This is a genomic window from Thermophilibacter sp. (assembly GCF_966187215.1).
Genome location: NZ_CBIFYV010000037.1, coordinates 1 through 6,309 on the forward strand (window position 1 = coordinate 1; position 6,309 = coordinate 6,309).

Below are 6,309 nucleotides of genomic sequence, written 5' to 3' on the forward strand. Positions count from 1 at the left end.
CGGGGGGTCGGGGGAGGGAGTGGCCACCCAACCCATCAAGACAACAAACGCGATGGTGAAGGGCGTCGACCACCCCTGGGGGGTCCGGCGCTTTTTGCTGTGCTGATTCTGGATCTACCCCACAGCCCTCGGGAGGCGAAAGGCTATGGCAAAGCGCCTCGCGAAGCTGAGTCCAAGTGGAGTGCGCCTTACTTACTCCAGTGTCCCCACGCGGAAGCTCGCTGCGTTCTCACCGTCGCAGACAGGCACGAGCACGGCGTTGCTCTCGCTCGCAATCGAGGGCCTCGAGTAGCCGGTGGCCGCTCCCAGGTAGGAGATTTCACCGGTGGCGAGTCTCAGTGCGTACATCCCAGCGTTCTCGCTCTGCGAACCGGAGCCCCAGACGAGCCACTCGCCATTCATCGAAGCAACAACGCCGGACGCGGGCGTGTGCACCCAAGCAACGCAGGCCGAGAAGTCATCCGACCAGACACCGATGTAGCTGCCCGCCGACGCGTCAGTGGACGAGAAGCTCACTACACGCCAAGACCCGCTCGCCCATACGCCCGAGATTCCCCACAAATCCCCCTCGGAAGACACCGAGAAGACCCGTGAGGATTCAGAGCCGTCCCACCTATAGAGGCCGTGGTAGAAAACGGCGCCTTCCTCGGAGGTCACCACGTCGCCCGCATAGACCGCGCCACCCTCGATCGCGGCGGGATAGCAGCCCTCCCCCACAACCACAGGATCAGCGCCAGGAGAGGCAAGGTCATAGGCGAGTACCGCCGGGGACCAGGCGTCGCCGTCAGCTCGCATGGAGGCAAAGAGCACCTGCTCGCCATTGGTCGTCGGAACGACCTCCGCGCCAAGCGTGGGCGTCTCATCGGTGTCGTTGAGATCGGCCGCACTGCCGAGGGTCACGGCCGTACCGTCCTCGGCGGACCACACCTGCAGGCGCCAGTCATCAGACCCCGAGAAGGGCGAGTACGAGAGGGCTGACGAGCGCCACACGACACGTGAGGCATCGCCGGTGCCGTCCTGCGGCTCCCAAACCTTCTCGCCGGACGAGGGCTCCTCGAGCGGCGTTGTCGTGCCGTCCGAGCTGATGAGGGCGGCGACGTAGGAGCTCGAGTCCTCGGGCGTCGAGGTGCTCGATCCAAAGACCGTCTGAGCGTCAACGGGCGCAGATCCGATCGTCACGTAGTCGCCGCCGAACGTCCACTCGTTGGCGAGGGCGATGGGGTCCGCCCCCTCAGGGAGCTCCTGAACGACGGCGTCGGCGGAGACACCGTCGAGCGAGAAGGGCAGCGAGCCGTTAGCCGCGACCGTCGGCGCATCCTGCCCCGACGGCTCAGCGGACTCCGACTCAGTGGCCTCGCCACTCGGCGAGGGGTCGTCGGTGGCGACGGACCCCGAGGGGCCGGACAGGACGGCCCAGGCAACCACGCCTACCACCGCAACCGCGACAACAACGGCAAGCACAACGATGGGGCGACGACGGGAACGCGCCTCCGGCTTTTTGCTGAGGTGGCTGGGCATAGGGGCCTCCTAGTTCTTGGCGTAGTACATGCCGATGCCGTCGCGATAGCCCCAGTCGGGCGCGTTCACGAAGCGACCCACGAAGTCAGAGAGGTCGTAGTTGAACTTCTGGCTCGAGTTGCTGTACCAGCTCGACGAGCAGTCGACGATGGTTGCGACGTCAGTGTCCTGGTTGTAGGCATCCACGACCACGATGTGCGAGAAGGTGCTGTTGCCGTGCCCGTTGTAGTGCGGGCCGCCGCGGCGCTCGTGCGCGTCGAAGGCGGTGGCGTAGCCGTTGCGGTAGGAGTCGAGCACCTCCTGACGGACCGTGGCGTAGGAGGGCAACTCGGCAGTGGCGTAGATGTCGGCGCCGAGCCAGCGGTTCATGCCCTGCTGGAACTTGCGATTGTTGAAGCTCGTGTAACCGTAGCGGTCGGTCTCCATGTGGTTGGCAACGTTGTTGATAGTCAGACCGGCCCCGTTGTACCTCGAGTTTCCCGCACCGACGTTGCGCAGAATCATGAAGCCCACCGTCGGGCCGCAGTAATAGCTGTTGGGCTGACCAGCCCAGGCGATGTTGTGGTACTGCCAGCCTCCCTGCAACGAGCCGCATCCCGTGCCGGCACGCCCCTCGGATTTGCCATACCTGATGTAGTGCTGATAGTAGGACGGCCAGTTCGTGCCATACGCCTTACGCAGATCAACATACTGGTTGTAATACGACTGCACCGAGAAGCCGGAGCACCCCTGGCGCCTCTCTTTCATGCCAGAGGTCAAGAAGTGATTGAGAGTCGCCGTCCTGTTGTTGCCGTACGCGTTAGCGACGTCCGGATTGGCCTTCCGATAGTACTCATAGTTATAGACGGCGCTGTACGGCTTCTCCTCGCTTGTTGCGTAGCTGTCGGAGTACCCGTTTTGGAAGCAGTATGTCAGGGTCTCGTACACGCTGGCGGAGACCGCAATCTCGCCGCCGAACACGTATCCTCCCGTCATCTGTCCACGGTATTGGGAGACGAAGTCGGTCAGGGCAACCCTGTTATAGCTGGACGCAATGAGCAGCACTGAGTTGTTCATCCCGCAGAGGCCGGCGCCGGTGAGGGCATCATAGAAGGTGACGCCCGTCGCGATCCCGGGAGCCGAGAGGCCCATACCGTGGTTTAGCTCCCACTTCGCGATTGCGACGCTCGTTTCGTACTCCGTCTTGCCGTACTGTCGATCGACGCTGGAGACCCCCTTGGAACTGAGCTGGGACTCAACGGAGCTTGAGACCGCAACAGGACCGCCCACGATGAGCGCTGAGGAGAACGTATTGCTGCCGATGAAGGAGAGCTGGCTATCAGTGAGCTTGTTTGTTCCGGACTGGCATATCAGAACAGGTGCGCCCTTGCTGTACGAATAGGGCGCGATGGAGAGGGCATCCTGGAACGTGCGGGACGTGGCGACGATGATCGATGAGGAAGGCCTCAGCTGCATGACCAGCTTGGCGATCTCAAGAGATGTCCCCTGCTGGTCCTGACCAAAGACGCGCGTGACGTCGGAGCATCCGGCAGCCTTAATCTGGTCGTCAACGCCGGAGGCGATGGCAATCGGACCTCCTACGACATAGGCCTTCTTGGCTCCAAGACGTTGAATCTCCCTCTTGGTCTGGCTCGACAGGCTGTTCTTGTGCGTGAGCAGGACGGGGCATCCGAGGGCACCCGCCAGCGAATTAGCGGAAAGGGCGTCCCAGAAGGTGGCATCCGTGGCAATCACGACGGTGTTGGAACTGCTCCAACCCTTCTTCGAGATCGCCTCCATAGTGTCGAGCTGATCCTGACCGTAGACGCGACTCCAGCCCGAGACGGAGCCTGCTCGCAGCGTCACTGCCCTTGGTTCGACGTCGAGGGACTCCGCGCTAATCTCATCCTGAGGTTCAGTCTCCTCGACAACCTGTTCCTCCGTCAGCTGAGCGGGGTCCGAGGAATCCGTGGGCGCCGTAGAGGGAGCGGAGCCCTCTTGCCGCAGCCCGTCACTTTCCTCAACGGCATCCTCGGGCACTGTCTGATCGAGAGAGGCGTCCGCCTCGTCATCCTGCACGGAGGCATCCCCGGTCTCGGGCTCACTGACACCTTCAGTCGCAGCGTCCTCAATCGAAGAAACCTGCCCCTCGTCCGACGCTTCGGTCTCAAGAGCCGCCGCCGCAACGGGGAAGGCGCCGCTCGACGCCACCAGGGCGAGGCAAAGTGCTACAGAAACAAACCTTCTCTTATCCATGGAGCGACCTCAATTCGCCAGTCGGCACAAATCAATGCAAACTATAGACATTCCTCATAATAAACATGCCTACCCCACGAAAATGACTTAAGATTGCTGTCAGGATTTCACTCAAGGCACGGAACGAGACTTGAAGCCTGAATGACGCGAGGTGACATGGGGAGCAACGTCCTGCAGCAGCGAAGCTCATCTCTCGACACCGTCGAACAAGACCTCGATCGGACCATGTCAAGTCTCCCAGAGCACCTCGCCCTTCCCGAGCTCGCAAGGCGATACTGGGACCGAGCCAGCTTGCTGACACGTGCTGCCGCGGCCTCGTCGCACTTCAAGGTCAGCAAACGCGAGATCCGCACAATAGCAATCTTTTTCCATGCGCTCGGCATTGGTGGTGGCGAGCGGGTCACCTGCGACCTTGCCGCACTCTGGCAGCGCATGGGTTACAGGGTCATCGTCCTCACCAACGTTGAGCCGCAGCCCGGAGATCATAACTTGCCCGAGGGCATCGAGCGCGTCACGCTACCAACATATGTGGGAATAACGCCTGAAACCTATGGCAGCCGATGCGACGCTCTTCTAGGTGCGCTTCGCGACTACAATGTCGACCTACTTGTCTTTGCGCAGTGGTTCTCGGATTGTCTTGCCTTCGACCTACTGAGCGCCCGCGCTCTCGGGGTTCCCGTCCTGCTGTTCATTCAGAGCTCCTTTTCACTCTTTTTCCTCGATTCCACTATGCCGTCCAGGCACGCTGACATTCCGCTTCAGTACGTAGCCGCAAACGGTATCGTCTGCCTCAGCGAAACCGATCGTTTTTTCTGGAGCAGGTTCAACCCCAACACCCGGGTCACCCAGAATCCGATCACGTGCGCTCCGTCAGAACCACCCGCCGGGCTCGGAGGGCATACGGTCCTCTGGCCGGCCCGCCTCCACGCGGACAAGCGCCCTGACCGCGTGATTCCCATCATGCGAGAGCTCGTTCGGATTGTCCCGGACGCCCGTGTCCTCATGGTGGGACCGGAGGACCCAACAATCGTTGACGCGATGAGGGGGCAGATCGAAGACACGCTCGCACCCCACATCGTTTTCTGCGGTCCCCAACCCGAGCAAGACATGGAGCGATTCTACGCGAACGGGGACCTCGGACGAAAAGTTGGACACCGCGAGGCGTCCGGATTGGAGTCCAGATGTACCCGATGGAGACGAGGGAGCTCGCCGCGGAGGCCGTGAGGCTCGGCTTCAGCGCCTCGGAGGCCGCGGAGCTCGCCGGCTGCAGCCGCGAGTCCGTCCGCAGGTGGGCCGCCGGGACGGCGGCGGCGCGGAAGAGCCCGGTATACTTGCCCCATGAGAGGAAGATGGAGCTCGTCGCCCGGTACGAGGCGGGCGAGCGCGCCGCGGACCTCGGCCGCGAGGCCGGCGTGACGGGGTGCGCCGTCACGAACTGGGCGCGCAGGCTCCGCGAGGAGGGGGTGCTCTCGCTGATGACGGGGGACGAGGTCAGGGCCCGCGCGCCCGAGCCCGCCGCGCCGCCGTCCGAGCTCGAGGAGCTCAGGCGCAGGTGCGGGGAGCTGGAGCTCGAGAACGCGATACTCAGGGGCACGGTGGACATACTAAAAAAAGACCCCGGCGCCGACCCCTCGGCCCTGACGCGGGCGGAGAGGGCGGCGCTGGCTGAGTCGCTCAGGGCCGAGTTCGGCCTGCCCCGCGTCCTCGCCGCCCTGGGGCTCGCCAGGAGCACGTTCTACCACCGCCTCGCCTCCGCCCGCCGGCCCGACCCGTACGCCGCCGTCAGGCCGCTCGTGCGCGCGGCGTTCGAGGCCTCGGGCGGCGCCTACGGCCCGGCGCGGGTGTGGGCGGAGCTCGGGCGCGGCGAGGGGGAGCCCCAGCGCGCCCGCGGGGCCGCCTCGCTCGACCCGTCGCGGCCGGTGAGGGTGTCCGAGAAGGTGGTGAGGCGCGTCATGCGCGAGGAGGGGCTCGAGGCCCGCGCCGCCGCCCCCGCGGCGCGCCCCTACAGCTCCTACGCCGGCGAGGAGGGCATGGCGGGCGCGCCGAACCTGCTGCTCGTCGACGCCGCCCGCGACCTGCACGACTTCTCGGCCGGGCGGCCCGGCGAGCGGCTCGTGACCGACATAACGGAGTTCAGGCTCCCCGACGACCCCAGGAAGGTGTACCTGTCGCCCTGCGTCGACCTCTTCGACGGCGACGTCGTGGCCTTCTCGGCGGGGACCAGCCCCTCCAAGGCCCTCGTCGCCGAGATGCTGGGAGGGGCCGCGGCGGCCGTCGGGGGCGGCTTCCTGCTGCACTCGGACCGCGGCTGGCACTACCGCACCCCCGACTGGGTCGCCGAGTGCGGCCGCCTCGGCGTCGAGCGGTCGCTGTCGCGCAAGGGGCACTCGCCCGACAACGCGGCGATGGAGGGCTTCTTCGGCACGCTCAAGGTCGAGTTCTTCCGGGGCCGCGACTGGTCCGGGTGGGCCGCCGAGGCGTTCGTCGAGGCCCTCGGGGCCTACGTCCGCTGGTACCGGGAGGGCCGGCTCAAGGCCTTCAGGGAGGGCGGCGCGA

General features: G+C 64.9%; 4 protein-coding genes. 2 read left to right on the top strand and 2 right to left on the bottom strand.

The window, feature by feature from the left end; translation table 11 throughout:
• Nucleotides 1-192 precede the first annotated feature (192 nt).
• Both ACWTSU_RS03335 and ACWTSU_RS03340 read right to left on the bottom strand, forming a co-directional pair.
• Entirely contained in the window at nt 193-1,425 is a 1,233-nt protein-coding gene (locus ACWTSU_RS03335; RefSeq protein WP_455138461.1) for a hypothetical protein, read from the bottom strand.
• Between the two features lie 102 nt (nt 1,426-1,527).
• Entirely contained in the window at nt 1,528-3,753 is a 2,226-nt protein-coding gene (locus ACWTSU_RS03340; RefSeq protein WP_455138462.1) for a cell wall-binding repeat-containing protein, read from the bottom strand.
• 156 nt (nt 3,754-3,909) lie between these two features.
• Here ACWTSU_RS03340 and ACWTSU_RS03345 point away from each other — a divergent pair, with 156 nt between their 5' ends.
• Together ACWTSU_RS03345 and ACWTSU_RS03350 are read left to right on the top strand one after the other, a co-directional pair.
• Nucleotides 3,910-4,977 (top strand): glycosyltransferase, encoded by a 1,068-nt coding sequence (locus ACWTSU_RS03345; RefSeq protein ID WP_455138463.1) that lies wholly within the window; start codon nt 3,910-3,912, stop codon nt 4,975-4,977.
• The coding region (locus tag ACWTSU_RS03350) for an IS3 family transposase (protein WP_455138464.1) at nt 4,935-6,309 on the top strand (1,375 nt) is incomplete at its 3' end. The genes ACWTSU_RS03345 and ACWTSU_RS03350, both read left to right, overlap by 43 nt.

Coding starts and splice junctions, on each gene's coding strand:
- ACWTSU_RS03340 (WP_455138462.1), bottom strand. CDS start 3,753: ATGGATAAGAGAAGGTTTGTTTCTGTAGCACTTTGCCTCGCCCTGGTG.
- ACWTSU_RS03345 (WP_455138463.1), top strand. CDS start 3,910: ATGGGGAGCAACGTCCTGCAGCAGCGAAGCTCATCTCTCGACACCGTC.